Annotated in this window: 14 protein-coding genes; 3 read left to right on the top strand and 11 right to left on the bottom strand. The window is 62.9% G+C overall.

The window, feature by feature from the left end; all coding sequences use genetic code 11:
* Positions 1-100: 100 nt before the first annotated feature.
* The 3 genes from ACIOVF_RS03605 to ACIOVF_RS03595 all read right to left on the bottom strand — a co-directional run bounded on the left by ACIOVF_RS03605 (position 101) and on the right by ACIOVF_RS03595 (position 3,628).
* A complete protein-coding gene (locus tag ACIOVF_RS03605; RefSeq protein WP_195885800.1) occupies positions 101-1,207 on the bottom strand; it encodes an NADH:flavin oxidoreductase/NADH oxidase in 1,107 nt (368 codons plus the stop codon).
* Positions 1,208-1,324: 117 nt separating this feature from the next.
* Positions 1,325-3,034, bottom strand: coding sequence for a single-stranded-DNA-specific exonuclease RecJ (gene recJ, locus ACIOVF_RS03600; RefSeq protein WP_045193693.1), 1,710 nt, complete (start codon positions 3,032-3,034; stop codon positions 1,325-1,327).
* Between the two features lie 54 nt (positions 3,035-3,088).
* Positions 3,089-3,628 carry a YaeQ family protein gene (locus ACIOVF_RS03595; protein WP_045193694.1) on the bottom strand — a complete coding sequence of 180 codons (540 nt, stop codon included), beginning with the start codon at positions 3,626-3,628 and terminating at the stop codon, positions 3,089-3,091.
* 130 nt (positions 3,629-3,758) lie between these two features.
* Here ACIOVF_RS03595 and ACIOVF_RS03590 point away from each other — a divergent pair, with 130 nt between their 5' ends.
* On the top strand, positions 3,759-4,958 hold the full coding sequence (locus ACIOVF_RS03590) for a CaiB/BaiF CoA-transferase family protein (RefSeq protein WP_093386800.1): 1,200 nt from the start codon (positions 3,759-3,761) through the stop codon (positions 4,956-4,958).
* Positions 4,959-5,002: 44 nt separating this feature from the next.
* The gene (locus ACIOVF_RS03585; protein WP_156160154.1) at positions 5,003-5,890 is read left to right on the top strand and encodes a TIGR02285 family protein; all 888 of its coding nucleotides are present in this window, start codon (positions 5,003-5,005) and stop codon (positions 5,888-5,890) included.
* A gap of 159 nt (positions 5,891-6,049) precedes the next feature.
* On the opposite strand, the gene ACIOVF_RS03580 is transcribed toward ACIOVF_RS03585, so the two are convergent.
* Positions 6,050-6,346: a DUF3509 domain-containing protein gene (locus ACIOVF_RS03580; RefSeq protein WP_082075368.1), complete on the bottom strand. Its 297-nt coding sequence runs from the start codon at positions 6,344-6,346 to the stop codon at positions 6,050-6,052.
* Positions 6,347-6,484: 138 nt separating this feature from the next.
* Between ACIOVF_RS03580 and ACIOVF_RS03575 the strand changes: the two genes are divergently transcribed.
* Complete coding sequence (locus ACIOVF_RS03575; protein WP_045193697.1) at positions 6,485-7,147, top strand: response regulator transcription factor; 663 nt, start codon at positions 6,485-6,487, stop codon at positions 7,145-7,147.
* A 7-nt stretch (positions 7,148-7,154) separates the two neighbouring features.
* On the opposite strand, the gene ACIOVF_RS03570 is transcribed toward ACIOVF_RS03575, so the two are convergent.
* The 7 genes from ACIOVF_RS03570 to ACIOVF_RS03540 all read right to left on the bottom strand — a co-directional run bounded on the left by ACIOVF_RS03570 (position 7,155) and on the right by ACIOVF_RS03540 (position 16,781).
* Complete coding sequence (locus ACIOVF_RS03570; RefSeq protein ID WP_401287621.1) at positions 7,155-8,375, bottom strand: EAL domain-containing protein; 1,221 nt, start codon at positions 8,373-8,375, stop codon at positions 7,155-7,157.
* An 84-nt stretch (positions 8,376-8,459) separates the two neighbouring features.
* Positions 8,460-12,056 carry a transporter substrate-binding domain-containing protein gene (locus ACIOVF_RS03565; protein ID WP_401287618.1) on the bottom strand — a complete coding sequence of 1,199 codons (3,597 nt, stop codon included), beginning with the start codon at positions 12,054-12,056 and terminating at the stop codon, positions 8,460-8,462.
* An 89-nt stretch (positions 12,057-12,145) separates the two neighbouring features.
* Complete coding sequence (gene thrC / locus ACIOVF_RS03560) at positions 12,146-13,555, bottom strand: threonine synthase (RefSeq protein ID WP_045193698.1); 1,410 nt, start codon at positions 13,553-13,555, stop codon at positions 12,146-12,148.
* 105 nt (positions 13,556-13,660) lie between these two features.
* Positions 13,661-14,965, bottom strand: a complete 1,305-nt coding sequence (locus ACIOVF_RS03555; protein ID WP_093386830.1) for a homoserine dehydrogenase — start codon at positions 14,963-14,965, stop codon at positions 13,661-13,663.
* Between the two features lie 79 nt (positions 14,966-15,044).
* Complete coding sequence (gene dsbC / locus ACIOVF_RS03550) at positions 15,045-15,773, bottom strand: bifunctional protein-disulfide isomerase/oxidoreductase DsbC (RefSeq protein WP_045193700.1); 729 nt, start codon at positions 15,771-15,773, stop codon at positions 15,045-15,047.
* Positions 15,774-15,946: 173 nt separating this feature from the next.
* A complete protein-coding gene (locus tag ACIOVF_RS03545) occupies positions 15,947-16,405 on the bottom strand; it encodes a hypothetical protein (RefSeq protein WP_045193701.1) in 459 nt (152 codons plus the stop codon).
* Positions 16,406-16,478: 73 nt separating this feature from the next.
* Positions 16,479-16,781 (bottom strand): hypothetical protein, encoded by a 303-nt coding sequence (locus tag ACIOVF_RS03540; protein WP_258578838.1) that lies wholly within the window; start codon positions 16,779-16,781, stop codon positions 16,479-16,481.
* Positions 16,782-16,990: the final 209 nt, after the last annotated feature.

The raw sequence follows: 16,990 nt of genomic DNA, 5'->3' as shown, positions 1-16,990 counted from the left end.
CAAGATCTCCATCATCCTTGATTCACCATCCTGAGAGCGGCACCGAACCTGTGGGAGCGGGCCTTGCCCCGCGATCGAGCGCGAAGCGCTCGCCATTCAGTCAATCGCGTAAATCAGACTCATGTATCGGCTGCTCGCGACTGGTAGCCCGTTGATACTGCGCCGGCCACACCGCCTTGTTGCCGCCCAGGTCGTCGTCGGCATGCAGCGGCCAGTACGGGTCGCGCAGCAGCTCGCGGGCGAGGAAGATGATATCGGCCTGCGCGGTACGCAAGATGGTTTCAGCCTGCATCGGGTCGGTGATCATGCCCACCGTCCCGGTGGCGATCCCCGCCTCTTCCCGCACTTTGGCCGCGAACTGGGTCTGATAGCCCGGCCCGGTCGGGATCTCGGCTTTTACCGAGGTGCCGCCAGAGGACACGTCGATCAGGTCCACGCCCAGTTTGCGCAGGCGCTTGGCCAGCTCCACAGTCTCATCCGGGTTCCAGCCATCCTCGACCCAATCAGTGGCCGATAGCCGCACGAACACCGGCAACTCGGCCGGCCACACCTCGCGCACCGCTTCGGTCACTTGCAGGGTCAGGCGGATACGGTTTTCAAAGCAGCTGCCGTACTGGTCACGGCGCTGGTTGCTCAATGGCGACAGGAACTGGTGCAACAGGTAGCCATGGGCGGCATGCACTTCGACCACCTTGAAACCGGCCTCAAGGGCGCGCCGGGCAGCGGCGACAAAGGCCTGGATGATCTCGCCGATCTGCGCTTCGTTCAGTTCGCTGGGGGCTGTGTGCTCCGGGTCGAAGGCAATTTTCGAGGGCCCCACTGGCACCCAGCCGCCATCGTCGACCTTGACGCTGCCATGCTTGCCCAGCCACGGCCGATGGGTGCTGGCCTTGCGCCCGGCATGGGCCAGCTGGATGCCGGGCACCGCGCCCTGGGCGGTGATGAAACGGGTGATACGCTGCAGCCCCGGGATCTGCGCGTCGTCCCACAAGCCCAGGTCTTGCGCGGTAATGCGCCCGTCGGCAGTCACGGCAGTGGCTTCGGTGAAAATCAGCCCCGCACCACCCACCGCGCGGCTGCCCAGGTGCACCAGGTGCCAGTCATTGGCCAGGCCGTCGACACTGGAATACTGGCACATGGGTGAGACGGCAATGCGGTTGGGCAGGATCAGCTGGCGCAGGGTATACGGCTCAAGCAGCAGGCTCATGGGGCACCTCTCAAATCAAGTGGTAAGGCTCCAGGTAGTTGACCGGCCGACTACAGAATCTTCCCCGCAGGTTCTTCGACCCATCATTCGAAGCCTAGACCACTTTGCCCCGTGAGATCAGCGCGGCTCGATATGCGCGATCATCAGTTGCACGCTTTCCTGGCCGCGAAACTCGTTGACGTCGAGCTTGTAGGCCAGCTCGACCCAGCGCACGGTGGGGTTGGGCCAGACTTCACGGTCGACGCCAAAGGCGATGCCATCGAGCTTGAGCGAACCGCATTCGCTCTTGAGCACCACCTTCAGGTGCCGCTCACCGACGACCCGTTGCTCGACCAGCTGGAACACCCCGTGGAACAGCGGCTCGGGGAAGTGCTGGCCCCAGGGCCCGGCGTTGCGCAAAGCCCGGGCCAGCTCCAGGTGGAACTCCTCGACCGCCAGGGTGCCGTCCGACAGCAAGCGGCCGGTGAGGTCTTCTTCACACAGCTGGCGACGGGTTTCTTCGTCGAAGGCCTGGGCAAAGGCCGGAAAGTTATCAGCCGGCAGCGACAGGCCGGCGGCCATGGCGTGGCCGCCGAACTTGCTGATCAACTGCGGATGGCGCGCCGCCACGGCATCCAGCGCATCGCGAATATGAAAGCCCGGCACCGAGCGCGCCGAGCCCTTGAGCATGCCGTCGCCGGCATCGGCAAAGGCGATGGTCGGGCGGTGGTAACGCTCTTTCAGGCGCGAGGCAAGGATGCCGATCACGCCCTGGTGCCAGTCCGGCTCGAACAGGCACAGGCCGAACGGCATCGATTCCAGCGGCAGGTCCTTGAGCTGGGCCAGGGCTTCGCGCTGCATGCCCTGCTCGATGGATTTGCGGTCCTGGTTCAGTTCGTCGAGCTGGCCGGCCATTTCCCGAGCCAGGTTGGCATCGTCACTGAGCAGGCACTCGATGCCCAGGCTCATGTCGTCCAGGCGCCCGGCCGCATTGAGCCGTGGGCCAAGAATAAAGCCAAGGTCGGTGGAGGTGATGCGCGCGTGATCGCGGCGGGCCACTTCAAGAATGGCCTTGAGCCCCGGCCGCGCCCGTCCGGCACGGATGCGTTCCAGGCCCTGGTGCACCAGGATACGGTTGTTGGCATCCAGCGGCACCACGTCAGCGACGCTGCCCAGGGCCACCAGATCGAGCAGCTCGCCAATGTTCGGTTGCGGCGCGTTGTCGTAGTGACCGAGGCTGCGCAACCGAGCGCGCAAGGCCATCAGCACATAGAAAATCACCCCGACCCCGGCCAGCGCCTTGCTGGGGAACTCGCAGCCCGGCTGATTGGGGTTGACGATGGCGTCGGCCGCCGGCAGCTCATGGCCAGGCAGGTGGTGATCGGTCACCAGGACCTTCAATCCCGCAGCTTTGGCGGCGGCCACGCCTTCGACGCTGGAAATGCCGTTGTCGACGGTGATCAGCAATTGCGGCTGGCGCTGCAAGGCCACTTCGACAATCTCCGGAGTCAGGCCATAGCCGTACTCGAAGCGGTTGGGCACCAGGTAATCAACATGGGCAGCACCCAGCAGACGCAGGCCGAGCAGGCCGACGGTGCTGGCGGTGGCGCCATCGGCATCGAAGTCGCCGACGATAAGGATGCGCTGGCGTTCTGCCAGTGCCGTCACCAGCAGGTCGACTGCCGCCTCGATGCCCTTGAGCTGCTGGTAAGGCAGCAGGCGCGCCAGGCTCTTATCCAGCTCGGCTGCCGATTGCACGCCACGGGCGGCATACAGGCGGGTCAGCAAGGGTGGCAGGTCGCCGAGAAAGGGCAACGTGGACGGCAACGGGCGGGGATCGATACGCATGGGGCGTTGGGGCTTCTCGTCAATCAGGGATGTTCGGCTTGAAAGGACGCGCGATCAGCGCTCGCCCATCAGCCATTGCAGCTGGACTTCGTGCTGGCCGCGATCGTCGGTGACGAACACCGTGCCTTCGCTGATCATCACGTCCCACTTGATCGCCCGCGGCATGTCCTTGGCCAGGGTTTCCAGAACTTCCTGGGGCACGGCGGCGATGTTGAGGTTTTTCAGGTTCTTGACCGCCGGCAGCACCTTGGTTTCCCACACGCGCAGGCTGCCATAGGCCAGCAGGCTGGTGCGCTCGGTGCGACGCGAGCACCAGGTCAGGCGATCGGCATCGGGCTGGCCGACTTCGATCCAGTGCAGGATGCGGTCGTCCAGGCTTTTTTCCCACACCGCCGCTTCGTCCACGTCCGACAGACCGCGGCCAAAAGACAGTTGCTCGTTGTACCACAGGGCGTAGGCCAGCAGACGCACGGCCATGCGCTCTTCGGTTTCCGACGGGTGACGGGCGATGGTCTGCTTGACGCTTTCGTACACGCCGCGGTCAAGGTCGGTGAGGTTCAGTTCAAACTTGTAGGTGGTGGATGGCTGGGCCATGGACGGGCTTCTTGCGGCAAGGAAAGTCGCCCAGTCTAACCGATCCGCATGTTCCTTGCGCCGCAGCAGTATCTGGGCGCGCCCAGCTATGATAAAAACGGGGGCCCTGACCCGCTGCCACGGACGCCTCATGCCTACGCCCAGCAAACCTCTCGCCGGCCTCAAAGTCATCGAACTCGGCACCCTGATCGCCGGCCCGTTCGCTTCGCGCATCTGCGCCGAATTCGGCGCCGAGGTAATCAAGGTCGAGTCGCCCGATGGCGGCGACCCGCTGCGCAAGTGGCGCAAGCTGTACGAAGGCACGTCGCTGTGGTGGTTCGTCCAGGCACGCAACAAGCAGTCGCTGACGCTCAACCTCAAGCATGCCGAAGGGCTGGATATTCTCAAGAAGCTGCTGGCCGAAGCCGACATCCTGATCGAGAACTTCCGCCCCGGGGTGCTGGAAAAACTCGGCCTGGGCTGGGACGTGCTGCACGCCCTCAACCCGAAGCTGGTGATGGTGCGCCTGTCCGGCTTCGGCCAGACCGGGCCGATGAAAGACCAGCCGGGGTTCGGCGCCGTCGGCGAATCCATGGGCGGGCTGCGCTACATCACCGGTTTCGAGGACCGCCCGCCGGTGCGTACCGGCATCTCCATCGGTGACTCGATTGCGGCCTTGTGGGGCGTGATCGGGGCGTTGATGGCCCTGCGTCATCGCGAAGTCAACGGCGGCCAGGGCCAGGTGGTAGACGTGGCCCTGTACGAAGCGATCTTCGCCATGATGGAAAGCATGGTGCCGGAGTTCGACGTGTTCGGCTTTATCCGCGAGCGTACCGGCAACATCATGCCCGGCATCACCCCCTCCTCCATCCACACCAGCGCCGATGGCAAGCACGTGCAGATCGGCGCCAATGGCGATGCGATCTTCAAGCGCTTCATGCAGGCCATCGGCCGCAATGACCTGGCCGACGATCCGGCGCTCGCCAGCAATGACGGCCGCGACCTGCGCCGCGATGAGTTGTACGGGGTGATCGACCGCTGGGCGCGGACCTTGCCACTGGATGCGCTGATGCAGGTGCTCAATGAGGCCCAGGTACCGGCCAGCCGCATCTACAGTGCCGAAGATATGTTCAGCGACCCGCAGTTTCTCGCCCGCGAGATGTTCCTGCAAGCCAAGCTGCCCGACGGCACGCCGTTCAAGATGCCGGGAATCGTCCCCAAGCTCTCGGACACCCCCGGCTCCAGCGAATGGGTCGGGCCGGAGCTTGGAGCCCACACCGAGCAGGTACTGGCCGGGCTGGGTTATGACACAGCAGCGATTGCCCGGCTACGCACGCAAGGCGCAGTCTGAACACGGCACTACTCAAGTTGCGTGGCAACGGTGGAGACCTGGACATGACCCATCACTGGCAAGCGAGCATGCGTCGTGGATTGCCGCTGTTGCTAGGTCTGTTGCTTTGCCTGGGCCTGCCCGCTCCGGCCTCGGCCAAGGAGCGTTTGTTCTGGTTGTTGCGCGACTTGCCGCCGCTGACCATTTTCGAAGGTACCGGCAAGGGCCAGGGGGTGATCGACCGCTTGCTGCCGCTGCTGATCGAACAGATGCCCGAGTACGATCACAGCATCGTCCGGGTCAACCGCGCCCGCGGCATCCAGATGCTCCAGGCGCCCACCTTCACCTGCGACCCGACCCTGCTGTGGACCCCGGAGCGGGCGCGCTATGTGCATTTCTCGATCCCCAGCCTGGGCGTGCTCAGCAGCGGCCTGGTGGTCCGGCGCAAGGACCAGCACCTGCTTGACCCCTACCTGCACAACCAGCAGGTCGACCTGCAGACGCTGCTCGGCAGTACCGCGCTCAAGCTGGGTGTGGTGGCTCAGCGCAGCTACAGCCCGGCGGTTGATGAACTGCTCAAGACCCTGCCCGACACTACCCTCAGCCGCCACTACGGCAATGACGCAGTGACCAGCTTGCTGCAAATGCAGCAGCATGACCGCCTGCAACTGGTGCTCGGCTACTGGCCGGAAGTGCGCTACCTGCTGCAACAGCAAGGCTGGCCCAGCGACGACTATGCCTTCTACCCGATCCAGGGAGTCGAGCAGTACCAGTTGCTGCGGGTCGGCTGCTCCGACACGCCGCTGGGGCGCGAAGCCATCAGCCATATCAACAAACTGCTCCTGGCGCTGCGCAACGACACCTTGCCCGACCTGTACGCCCAGTGGCTGGCGCCGCAAATGCGCGAACAGTACCTGCACGACAGCCTGCACCTGTTTGGCGAGCACCCCTGAGGCCCGATCGCAGGCAAAAAGAAACCCCGAACGGTGGGGAGGCCGCCCGGGGCTAAACAAAAGCCCATAGGGCTTCGCACGACAGCTTCACGACATCGGAGCAAAATCCCGATCAGCTGTCCTTGTTAGGTCTGATTGCCTTGCCCGGCAAAGGTTCCGTCACACCCTGGCGCTGATCGAGCGGCCTTGCTGCAGATGGCGCTGCGCCGCGATGACGCAAGGCTGCAGGCGGCCCTCTACAATCAGCAGGTCACGCTGCAGGCCATCGACCAGGTCGACCAGCAGGCGCTGGTCCTGCAATTGGCTGGGCTTGACCGTGCGCTGCAGCACGCTGCGGTTGGTTTCGTCGGTCAGGCGCAGGTCGAAATCACAGCCGGTGCTCAGGCGCACCAGCCTGACCCGGTACGGTGCCAATGCTTGACCAAGCAACAATCTGATACATTCCATCTCATTCATTGTTCACCTACCTGTCGAGAAGGGGTCTTTCACTGACCCTGAGGCAGCCGGAAAAGTTCTCTCAGTGCGATTTCCTTTACCCAGCATGCCCGGCAAAAATGACAGATTGAAATCCAGCACGTTGAGCGGAGCCTGCCTGTGACAGCCCCTGCCCCCAGTGAACTGCGCATCATCCTGGCCGATGACCACCCGATCTTTCGCATCGGCCTGCGCGCCGTGCTCGAGCAGCTTCCGGGCATTCGCGTAGTGGGCGAAGCTGGCGGCCCGCTGGAGCTCACGACCCTGCTGCAAAGCCTGGAATGCGACGTGCTGGTGACCGACTTCATGATGCCGCTGGAGCAGCAGAACGATGGCTTGAAGCTGCTCGAACAACTGCGCCGGCACCATCCGCAGTTGCCGCTGCTGGTGGTGACCATGCTCAACAATGCCGGGCTGTTCCGGGCCATGCTGGCCCTGGGCGTCAATGGCCTGCTGAGCAAGGCCAGCCTGGCCGACGAATTGCCCCAGGCCATCGCCCGCCTGCGCAGCGGCAAGATTTACCTGGCCGATTCGGTGCAGCAGTTGCTGTTGCAGGACGGTGCCGTGCGTGAAGACCTGGCTCGCGACCAGACGGCGTTGTCGCCGCGCGAGCTGGAAGTCGCCCGCCTGCTCGCCGGCGGCCACACGGTCGGCCAGATCGCCACCCTGCTCAACCGCAGCAAGCAGACAGTGAGCAGCCAGAAGGTCAGTGCCATGCGCAAGCTGGGCCTGGCCAATGACGCCGCGCTGTACCTCTATTTGCAGGAGCACGGCCTGGGCTGAAGGCTGTTCACGCCCTGCGCCGCAGCCTGGCCTCGGCCGGCTCACGCTCGAGCATCCACCGGCGCAGGTCCTGCCCCGCCATCGGCCGGGCAATGAAATAGCCCTGCATGATCGGGCTGCCCAGGGCCTTGATCGCCATCAGGTCATCCACCGTCTCGACGCCCTCGACCACCACGTTCAGGTCCATGCGCCGGGCCATGATCAGCGCCCCCGCCACCACCGCCGCCTTACGGCCATCATCGGCCATGCCCCGGACAAACTCGCTGGGCAGTTTCAACTCGCTGAATGGCAGTTCGAGCAGGCGCTGCAGATTGGACACGCCCATGCCGAAATCATCGATCGACAGTTGGCAGCCCTGGATGCGCAGGTGCAACAGCCCTTCGAGCTGGTTGCTGTCGAGCTGGCAGCTGTGGGTTTCGATGACCTCCAGGGTCAGGGCGCTGGCCGGCACGTCATGGCGCTTGAGGGCCGCGACGACCTGCGCGGCGAAATCATCGCGGGTGAGCATCAGCGGGGCGATGTTGACCGCCACGGGTAATGGCTGGCCACTGGCGAGCCTGGCCTGGGCACTGAATGCCAGGGCCTGGTCGAGCACATGCCAGCTAAGCATCTCCAGCAGCCCGGCGCCCTCGATCAAGGGGAAGAACTGCGCCGGGCTAAGCAAGCCAAGGCTTGGGTGTTGCCAACGTACCAACGCCTCCACCCCGACCAGGGCACCGTCGAAACCCACCTTGGGCTGGTAATGGGCCTGCCACTGCGCCTGGCTCTGCGCCAACTCGGCGGGCGACATGGCCAACAGCTCGGCATGGGCCGGTGCGGCGAGCGCCTGGGGCGAATCGCCGGGCTCGTCGAGGTAGCGGCGCAGCAACTTGTGCAGCGACACGCTGCAAGCCGGCTTCTGCAGACTGCCGAGCACCCGCAAGCCCAACTGTCGCGCCAGGTCGGCAACGCTATCGAGCACACCACGTTCGGCGCTGCTGAGGATAATCAAGGCCGCCGCCAGGCCGCTGTCAGCCAGGTGACGGATCAGCTCCAGGCCGTCCTGGCCGTCCATGTGCAGGTCGCAGATGGCGATATCGACCCGCCCGCGCCGGGACAGCGTCTGCCGTGCGCCGTCGACCGACTCCGCCGTCAGCACATCGAAGACGCCATTGGCATTGAGCATCTGATGCAAGGCCATCAGTTGGAAAGGATGATCCTCGAGAATCAGAACCTTAAGTGAGTGCATGAAAATTTCCCCGCAGTAGCCGATCTGAACGACAGCACTGTGCAACTCTAGGAAAATTGACCTAGGACGCCCATAGGACATGTCCTAAAGTTGAGGTGACATTTTCCACAGCTCTTGTTCAATGTCCTGATTCAACTGGTCGATTGCCGCCTGCAATGCTGCCCATCCCGGGTCGGCAGCCTGCGTCGAGCGCACCTGGCTGGCCTTTTCCAGTTGCGCGCACGCCTGCGCCAGGGGCAGCGCATCAATCAGGCAGGCGACGCCCTTGAGGCGGTGCAATGCCACGCCAATGGCTTCCCAGCCTTGGGTCTGGACGGCAGAGGCGAGCAAAGCGGACTCTTCCCGCAGGTTTTTGCGCAACTCCTCAAGCATGCGCCGCAGTACCGCATTGTTGGCCTGGGTCATCTTCTGCAGGGTATCCATCCTGAAGCTGGGCCGCGCGGCCAGCCTGTCGATCACCGCGACAAGCTGGGCCAGCGCAACCGGCTTGACCAGACATTCATCCATGCCGGCCTCCAGGCAGCGGGCGCGCTCCTCTTTCATAGCGTTGGCGGTGCAGCCAACGATGGCGATCGCTGGGCGCTGGCTGTCGCGTTCCAGGCGGCGGATGCCACGGGCCAGCGCATAACCGTTCATCACCGGCATGTTGCAATCGCTGAGCACCAGGTCGAAATCGCCGTCCTGCCAGGCCTGCAAAGCACTCTGGCCGTTCTCCACAGCCAGCACCTCATGGCCAAGGAATTCCAGTTGCTGGCTGAGCACCAAGCGGCTGGCCGAAAGGTCATCAACCACCAGAATCCGCCGCGCCGGCCCGCCCGCCAGCCCACGCGTCGGCGCTGGCGCTACAGGCTCGGCAGCCAGCGCTTCGAGGGTCAGCTCGACACTGACCTCGGTACCTTTGCCCGGCACGCTACGCAGGGCAATGTTGCCGCCCATCAACTCGACCAACTGCCGGCAAATGCTCAGGCCCAGGCCCGAGCCGCCATATTCGGCACCCGCGCCTGCCTGAGCGAAGGGCTGGAACAGCGCGCTCTGCTGTTGCTTGCTGATACCGATGCCGGTGTCACGCACACACAAGCGCAAGCCAATGCCCTGCAAACTGTCGCAGCCCGTGCGGCTGACCTGCAGCTCTACCAGGCCCAGGTGGGTGAATTTCAGGGCGTTGCCCAGCAGGTTGGTCAGCACCTGGCGCAAGCGCAGCGGGTCGAACCAGTACACCCCTTCTGCTTCGCTGGCCAGTTGCAGGCGCAAGTCCAGGCCCTGAGCCAGGGCCTGGGCCTGGAACTGCTCGACGATAGCCTTGAGAAACGGCGCCAGTGCCCGGGCCTGGGGTTCGAGCTGCAGGCTGCCGGCCTCGATCCGGGCAAGGTCGAGGCTGTCACCGATCAGCGCAATCAGCTCGCGGGCTGATTGATGGGCGGTTTCCAGCCGCTGGGACGGCTGCTCACCGCGGCCCAGGGTGGTTTCCCGCTCAAGTTCGAGCAGGCCGATGATCACCGCCATGGGCGTGCGAATCTCGTGGCTCATGGTCGCCAGAAAGGTACTTTTGGCCTGGTTGGCCTGCTCGGCCTGTTGCCGGGCTTCGACCAGCGCCACCTCCAGTTGCTTGCGCTCGGTGATGTCGATCCAGCCGCCCAGCAAGCCTTGCAGCTGGCCGTCGGCACTGTAGAACGGCACGGTCCACTGGTAGGCATCGGTGCGCTGGCCCTCAAACTCGATACAGCGGTCCGCGAACACCGGTTGCGGATCTTCAAGCAGGCTCAGGTAATCGGCATGCAGTTGCCTGGCCAGCGCCTCGGGAATGACATCGATGTCTGTCAATCGCCGGCCCTTGACATCTTCCAGGCGCATCGAGAAGGCCTGTTCGTAGCTTTTGTTGCAGGTGATCAGCCGCCCTTCCAGGTCGCGCACGTAGATCGGGTTGGGGATCCCGTCGAGCAGTGCACGCTTGAACGCCAACTGGTCGTTGAGGGCTTGCTCAGCCTTTTGCCGCTGGTTGATCTGCGCGCGCAGGCGACTGCTCCAGACCAGCGACACCAGCCCGAACAGCACCGCTGCCGCCACAGTCCAGTAGATCCATGGTGCAATCCGCTGCCAGGCCGGCGCGGGGGGCGCCAACGCGCCCAGCCACTTCATCCGCACAGTGCGCAAATCAGCGACCGGAAAGGCTTCCAGGGCCTTGTTCAGAATGCTCTCCAGCTCCGGAGCGCTGCGCCGCACCGAGAACCGGTCAGGTGCCCACTTGCCCTCGACTCCGCGCCCGACCTTGAGCACCGGGTCGTTGCCGATCACGCTGTAGGCGCCGATTTCGCTGTCGATGGTGGCCAGGGCTTCGCCGTTGCGGACCTTTTCCCGGGCTTGCTCCAGCGAGTCCACCAACAACAGGCGAATACCCGGGTGATCCTCGCGAAGGGTGCTCTCCAGCGCATGCTGCGCCGGCAGTGCCAGGGTCTGCCCGGCCAGTTCGTCCAGCGACGCCAGGCCCAGTTGCGGCGCACGAACGATGAACACCCAGCTCTGCCCGCCAATGGAATGCGTGAACCCGAGAAACTCGCGGCGCTCCGCGGTTTCACTGAGGGTTGTGCTCATGTCGGCCTGCCCGCTCCTGAGCAGTTCCAGGCTCTGGGCAATCGATTCGGACGGCGCATAGTCAAACTGCAGGCCCGTCATCTGCGCAATGGTCGCCAACACATCGCTGTTAAGCCCCACCCAGGCGCCCTGGCGAGTGCGGAACAGGTAAGGCGGATACTGGCTACCAACCACGGTCACCCGCGGATGGCTGGCGATCCAGCGGCGCTCGGCGACGCTCAGCTCGACCCGGTGATGAGCCACGTCCGAGCCCAGGCCGGAGGTCCAGCGGCCAAGAATTTCGCGGCGCACCGACTCCTCGATACTGGCCAGCGCCTGGTTGAACATCTCCTGCAGTAGTCGGTCTTCGGCACGCACGGCAAAGGCGAAGCCAATCGGCGGCAAGGCGCTGGGGCCGACCACCTGCAGGCCCAGGTACGGACGCAGCGCATTGAAGGCGCGGATGATGATCTCGTTGCCGACAAACGCATCCACTTCACCCTGGTTGAGCGCCTCCAGGGCACTGCTGAGGTTGGGCGCCAGCAGCACCTGACTGTCGGGATAAACCTGGTGCATGACCCGGGTGTCGGCATAACCGTCGAGCAGGACCACTTTCTTCCCCGCCAGCGACTTTGGCGGCACCGGCGCGCCGCCACGCACCACGACCATGGAGCGGTCCGGAATGTAATCGTCGGAGAACGCCAGGCCCGCCACGCTGCGTTCAAAGCCGTTGGCGCTGGTCAGGACATCGATGTCGCCATGGCGCAAGGCCTCGATCGCCTCCTCGCGCTTGGCGAAGGCCAGCACCTGGGTTTTCACCCCCAGGCGTTCGGCAACCAGGCTCAGGTAGTCGGCGCTGATGCCCTGGTAGCGGTTGCGGTCGATGGTGATGTCCACCGGCTCGTAGTCGGCAAACGAGATACCGACCCGCAACACCCGCGCCGGGCCCAGCCATTGTTGCTGGGCCGCGGTCAATGGCATCGGCCCAAGCTCGGTGAACGGCGGTACCAGGGTAAAGGGCAGGCTCTGGGCGGCCTGGGCCCAGGGCCCGATACCCAGCCAGAACAGGCAGGCCAGCAACAGCCCTGTTGTGCGTCGATGTCCGGTGCTCATTGATACCCTTGATCCGTTGCTGCAAACCATTGCCAGTGTAGAAATAAAAAAGCCCGTCAGAGACGGGCTTTGTTGTGCCGATCAGTCGATCAGAGCGGTTTGCCGCGATTACCGTGCTGGCTGACGAAAGCCTGAACGGCTTTCAGGTCATTGGCCAGTACCGTGCACTTCTCTTCGCGGGCGAACAGGTCAGTCAGGTGCGCCGGCAGTTCCAGAGCCTTGCCGACACCGGCCTTCTCCACCGCTTCCGGGAACTTGACCGGGTGCGCAGTGCCCAGCACCACCATCGGCGTGTCCAGGCTGCGGCGGCACTCGCGTGCGGCCTTGACGCCGATCGCGGTGTGCGGGTCGAGCACCTCACCGGTCTGGGCAAAGACGTCGGCGATGGTTTCGCAGGTTTGCGCATCATCGACCGCCAGCGAATCGAACAGCTTGCGCGCTTCGGTCCAGCGATCCTGTTCGACGCTGAAACCGCCGCCCTGCTTGAAGTTGTCCATCAGCCCGGCGATAGCCGCGCCATTGCGACCGTGCAGGTCGAACAGCAGGCGTTCGAAGTTCGACGAAACCATGATGTCCATGGACGGCGACAGGGTTGCGTGCAAGGTTTCCTTGACGTACTGGTTGCCGCTCATGAAGCGGTGCAGGATGTCGTTGCGGTTGGTGGCGACGATCAGCTGGCTGATCGGCAGGCCCATGTTGCGCGCCAGGTAGCCGGCGAAGATATCGCCGAAGTTGCCAGTCGGAACCGAGAACGCCACCGAACGCGCCGGGCCGCCCAACTGCAGGGCTGCATGGAAGTAGTAAACGATCTGGGCCATGATCCGCGCCCAGTTGATCGAGTTCACTGCCACCAGGCGGGTGCCCTTGAGGAAGCCCTGGTCAGCGAAGCTGGCCTTGACCATTTCCTGGCAGTCGTCGAAGTTGCCTTCGATGGCGATGTTGTGGATGTTCTCGCCGAAGATGGTGGTCATCTGCCGGCGCTGAACTTCCGACACGCGCTGGTGCGGGTGGAGGATGAAGATATCGACGTTGTCGCAACGGCGGCAGCCTTCGATGGCGGCGGAACCGGTATCACCACTGGTGGCGCCGATGATCACCACGCGCTCGCCACGCTTGGCCAGCACATGATCAAGCAGGCGGCCGAGCAGTTGCAGGGCGAAGTCCTTGAACGCCAGGGTTGGGCCATGGAACAGCTCCAGCACCCATTCGTTGCTGTTCAGCTGACGCAGCGGTGCAACCGCGGCATGGGCGAACTCGCCGTAGGTTTCTTCGAGAATCTTCTTGAAATCGGCATCGGCGATGCTGCCGGTGACGAACGGGCGCATCACCCGGAAGGCCAGCTCGTGGTAGGGCAGGCCGGCCCAGGAAGCGATTTCTTCCTGGGTGAAACGCGGCAGGTTTTCCGGCACGTACAGGCCGCCGTCGCTGGCAAGGCCAGCCAGCAGCACGTCTTCAAAGTTCAGGGCCGGTGCCTGGCCGCGGGTACTGATGTAGCGCATTTTTGCAAACCTTCGGTTTGAGCTTCAAGCTTCAAGCTTCAAGCTGCAAGTCACCGCAGTCCCGCTGTGATCTTGCCGCTTGCAGCTTGCCGCTTGCCGCAGTTGTCAGTTGAGTTGTTCGACGCGGATACGCACGACGTTGCCGACCACATCCTGCAAGGCTTCCAGGGCGGTGATGGCGTCGTTCATGCGTTGCTCGATCACTCGATGAGTGAGCAGGATCATGGGCACCAGGCCGTCCTGTTCCTCGACTTCCTTCTGCATGATCGATTCGATATTGATGCCGCGCTCGGAAAGGATGCTCGCCACCTGGGCCAGCACGCCCGGGTGATCCTTGGCCTGGATGCGCAGGTAGTAGGCGCTTTCGCAGGCTTCGATCGGCAGGATCGGGTGGGCCGACAGCGAGTCAGGCTGGAAGGCCAGGTGCGGTACGCGGTTCTCCGGATCAGAAGTCATGGCGCGAACCACATCGACCAGGTCGGCAATCACCGACGAAGCGGTAGGCTCCATGCCGGCGCCAGCACCGTAGAACAGGGTCGAACCGGCAGCATCACCGTTGACCATCACGGCGTTCATCACGCCGTTGACGTTGGCGATCAGGCGGTCGGCCGGGATCAGCGTCGGGTGCACACGCAGCTCGATACCGTTGGCAGTGCTGCGGGCCACGCCCAGGTGCTTGATGCGATAACCCAGCGCTTCGGCGTAGTTGACGTCAGCGGTGGTCAGCTGAGTGATGCCTTCGGTGTAGGCCTTGTCGAACTGCAGCGGGATACCAAAGGCGATGGACGCCAGGATGGTCAGCTTGTGCGCGGCATCGATGCCTTCGACGTCGAAGGTCGGGTCGGCTTCGGCGTAACCCAGGGCCTGGGCTTCGGCCAGCACGTCGGGGAACGCACGGCCTTTTTCACGCATTTCGGTGAGGATGAAGTTGCCGGTACCGTTGATGATCCCAGCCACCCAGTTGATACGGTTGGCCGACAGGCCCTCACGGATCGCCTTGATCACCGGGATGCCACCGGCCACAGCCGCTTCGAAGGCGACGATAACGCCCTTCTCACGGGCCTTGGCGAAGATCTCGTTGCCGTGCACGGCAATCAGCGCCTTGTTGGCGGTGACCACGTGCTTGCCGTTGTCGATGGCCTTGAGCACCAGCTCGCGGGCAATGGTGTAGCCGCCGATCAGCTCGATGACAATGTCGATTTCCGGGTTCGTTGCGACCTCGAACACATCAGCGGTAATGGGGGTACCGGTAATCTGGCAATTCGGGTTTGGCGAACGCATGGCAATCTGTGCCACTTCAATACCACGCCCGGCACGGCGGGCGATCTCCTCGGCGTTACGCTGAAGTACATTGAAGGTACCGCCACCGACGGTCCCCAACCCACAGATGCCTACTTTGACCGGTTTCACTGTGAACTCCCCATGAAACGACCGGCTGGCAGCCGATCGTGAAACTGCCGTCACCCCAAGGCAACGGCTTGCGATTGAATTACTTGGCCAGGGCCAGCTTGGCCACTTGCGGCGCCGGCTGGTAGCCCGGAATCACCTGGCCGTTTTCCAGGACGATGGCCGGCGTGCCGTTGACGCCGATCGACTGGCCCAGGGCGAACTGCTTGCCGACCGGGTTGGCGCACTTGGCGGCCTTGATTTCCTTGCCGTCGATCATCTTGTCCAGCGCCGCCTTGCGGTCGCTCGAGCACCAGACCGCCTGCAACTGCTCGTCACCCGGCGAACCCAGGCCCTGACGCGGGAAGGCGACGTAGCGCACTTCGATACCGCGACGGTTGAGCTCAGGCACTTCGGCGTGCAGCTTGTGGCAGTACGGGCAGGTGGTGTCGGTAAACACGGTGATATGCGACTTGGTTTCGCCCTTGGCAGGATAAACCACCATCTCGGCCGCTGGAATGGCATTGATGGTCTTGGCGATGGCCTGCCGTTCGGTCTTCTCGGTCAGGTTGACCGGCTTGCCGTCCTGGATCTGGAACAGGTAGCCCTGCATGACGAACTGGCCATCCGCGCTGGCGTACAGCACGCGGCCGCCTTCGAGCTTGACTTCATACAGGCCGTTGAGCGGGCTGCTGGCAACGCTATCGACCGGCACGCCCAGTTCCAGGGACTGCAAGGTCTTGCGGATCGCCTGCTCGGCGTTGTCGGCGGCAGCGGCAAAGGTGCTGACCAGCGCCAGGGCGGCGGCGGCGAAAATCTGGGTCACGCGCATGGGAACTCCTGAGGGCGGACGGGGGGCCGGATGCAGCACGCCCGTACTGAAAACGGGGTGTCATTGCGGCCCTCGGTGCAAACCGGTCAAGCCTACCACAGAAGCGGCGACGGTCGGAGGCGTGCTCGATCGGGAGCGCAAGGCAGATAGCGCCAGGTGTCGGTGATCGACATTTACCGACAAATCTTGTCCAGATGGCCCAAGGCATAGCTGCACGTACGTTGGGCGCCGGGTTGTATGTTCTGTAAGTGGATGAAGAATTTGCGCGCCTGCTCGCTCATGACCCTGACAAATTCATCTTTATCGGCGGCGACAGACACCTCGCGGTGGCAATTGACGCTCACCTGCAGACGACCATTGGCATGGGTCAGTTTGACTTCGATTGGCTGGTCCGGAAAAAAGCAGCTGAACGATTGACCCTCGCTGACCTTCAGCAGTCCTTCTGACAAATAGCTCCACAGGTCGTCGACGTAATCAAACATGCTTTGATCAATAAGACGTTTACCATTGATAGATAGAACCAAAGCCCCTTCAATTTGATCCAGGTGGCGTACCTCGCCTTGAAACTCAAAAAAGTCAACGAAACCGTCGGCGATTTTAATGTAGGTTTCAACGATGATTCTATTTTTCATGCTCACCCTTGAATGTAATCACCGACTGCAAGCATCTAGAGCGGATATTCACCAGCCGTTACAGATGAAACAGCTAAACCACCTCAACCACTGCAACGTACCGTCTGCCTTCATACACTTTCAAAGAACACCCTTTTCTTAGTAAAGAGGATGGCGCGTTCTCCACCAGAAAATAGGCTTTACCAAGACCGGTTCTGCTACCGACATCTTCTGTATTGCTTTCTATTTCCAACACTAGACTCCAGTTCGTCTCTATCCCTGATTCATTTCGAAGCAGGTCGGTCGTAACATAAAAAGGTGTTTTGTGAGGCAGCACGGCTTTCCCGCCTAATTGCTCATCGACCCAACGCACTCTGACATCAACAATTTTTTTCATTTTATTTTCCTCCACAAGCTATCCGGCGAGTCCATTTCGGTTTGACTTTAGCTTTATTGAGATCACTGATCTCTATGTACCTAGCTTTACCAATTGCATCTAGGTTTGCACTAGGGATGGTCTGAAGTAGCCATGTGTTTCTGGCTGACTTCGGCCACCGCCGATTTTGAACGTGGCGAGTCGATCCGAAACGCTCAGATCACTCACTC

Origin of the sequence: Pseudomonas sp. NPDC087612 (assembly GCF_044743505.1) — a bacterium.
Taxonomy (GTDB): domain Bacteria; phylum Pseudomonadota; class Gammaproteobacteria; order Pseudomonadales; family Pseudomonadaceae; genus Aquipseudomonas.
The sequence above is the reverse complement of the archived record's forward strand: the minus strand, read 5'-3'. Positions and strand labels throughout refer to the sequence as shown.

Bases quoted from the DNA above. Each gene is read 5' to 3' on its own strand.
- ACIOVF_RS03605 (WP_195885800.1), bottom strand. From the start codon at position 1,207: ATGAGCCTGCTGCTTGAGCCGTATACCCTGCGCCAGCTGATCCTGCCC.
- recJ (WP_045193693.1), bottom strand. From the start codon at position 3,034: ATGCGTATCGATCCCCGCCCGTTGCCGTCCACGTTGCCCTTTCTCGGC.
- ACIOVF_RS03595 (WP_045193694.1), bottom strand. From the start codon at position 3,628: ATGGCCCAGCCATCCACCACCTACAAGTTTGAACTGAACCTCACCGAC.
- ACIOVF_RS03590 (WP_093386800.1), top strand. From the start codon at position 3,759: ATGCCTACGCCCAGCAAACCTCTCGCCGGCCTCAAAGTCATCGAACTC.
- ACIOVF_RS03585 (WP_156160154.1), top strand. From the start codon at position 5,003: ATGACCCATCACTGGCAAGCGAGCATGCGTCGTGGATTGCCGCTGTTG.
- ACIOVF_RS03580 (WP_082075368.1), bottom strand. From the start codon at position 6,346: ATGAATGAGATGGAATGTATCAGATTGTTGCTTGGTCAAGCATTGGCA.
- ACIOVF_RS03570 (WP_401287621.1), bottom strand. From the start codon at position 8,375: ATGCACTCACTTAAGGTTCTGATTCTCGAGGATCATCCTTTCCAACTG.
- ACIOVF_RS03565 (WP_401287618.1), bottom strand. From the start codon at position 12,056: ATGAGCACCGGACATCGACGCACAACAGGGCTGTTGCTGGCCTGCCTG.
- thrC (WP_045193698.1), bottom strand. From the start codon at position 13,555: ATGCGCTACATCAGTACCCGCGGCCAGGCACCGGCCCTGAACTTTGAA.
- dsbC (WP_045193700.1), bottom strand. From the start codon at position 15,773: ATGCGCGTGACCCAGATTTTCGCCGCCGCCGCCCTGGCGCTGGTCAGC.
- ACIOVF_RS03545 (WP_045193701.1), bottom strand. From the start codon at position 16,405: ATGAAAAATAGAATCATCGTTGAAACCTACATTAAAATCGCCGACGGT.
- ACIOVF_RS03540 (WP_258578838.1), bottom strand. From the start codon at position 16,781: ATGAAAAAAATTGTTGATGTCAGAGTGCGTTGGGTCGATGAGCAATTA.